Genomic DNA, 715 nt, shown 5'->3' with positions numbered 1-715 from the left:
GGCGCCGGGGGCGGTGGTCCGGCCGTCCGCGGGGGCGGGGTCCTGCGCGCCGGGGGTCACGGGGCGCCGCCCACGTCGGCGAGGGCGGCGGGCTGGAACGGGCGCAGGGCGCGCACCAGGGCCTCGGGCACCCGGGACGGGACGGTCCGGGTGTTGGGGCCGCGCATGCACGCGACCCGCTGCCGTCCCCGGGCGACGAGGGTCTCGCCGCCGCCCGGGTCCAGCCGCACGTAGTCGAACCCGAACTCGAGCTGGGTCTGCGCGAGCTCGACCAGCCGCATCCGCACCGACAGCTCGTCGAAGGCGGTGATCTCGGCGAAGAACTCGCAGTCCACCTTGAGGGTGAACAGCTTGAGGTCGCCGTACAGCTCGGCGAGCACGTCCGGGGCGAGGTCCTTGAGGAACATCTCCCGGCAGCGGCCCTGCCAGCGCAGGTAGTTGACGTAGTAGACGTTGCCGACGAGGTTGGTCTCCTCGAAGCCGACGGTGTGCCGGTACTCGAAGTAGTCGCTCATGGGGGTTACGACCGTCCTTCTCCGGTCAGGACTGCGAACACGACCGGTCCGGGACCGTCCCGCAGGGTCGTGGCGAACGTGGCGACCCGCGAGCCGCCGGAGGCGAGCACCGCCCAGCCCGGCCGGGGCCGCCCGGCGGCGGTCAGCGGCGCGTCGTCGGGCAGGCCCGCCTTGCGCAGGCACTCGGCGGCGGCCCACAC

Annotated in this window: 2 protein-coding genes; both read right to left on the bottom strand. The window is 74.3% G+C overall.

Translation table 11 applies throughout. The annotated features are described in order from the left end of the window. Nucleotides 1–56: 56 nt before the first annotated feature. Nucleotides 57–515 (bottom strand): acyl-CoA thioesterase, encoded by a 459-nt coding sequence (locus DZF91_RS22925; protein ID WP_117359470.1) that lies wholly within the window; start codon nucleotides 513–515, stop codon nucleotides 57–59. Nucleotides 516–520: 5 nt separating this feature from the next. Next, on the bottom strand, nucleotides 521–715 hold a 195-nt coding region (locus tag DZF91_RS40065), incomplete at its 5' end, for a hypothetical protein (protein WP_158588023.1).

Source organism: Actinomadura logoneensis (genome assembly GCF_003428695.1).
Lineage (GTDB): Bacteria > Actinomycetota > Actinomycetes > Streptosporangiales > Streptosporangiaceae > Spirillospora > Spirillospora logoneensis.
The sequence above is the reverse complement of the archived record's forward strand: the minus strand, read 5'-3'. Positions and strand labels throughout refer to the sequence as shown.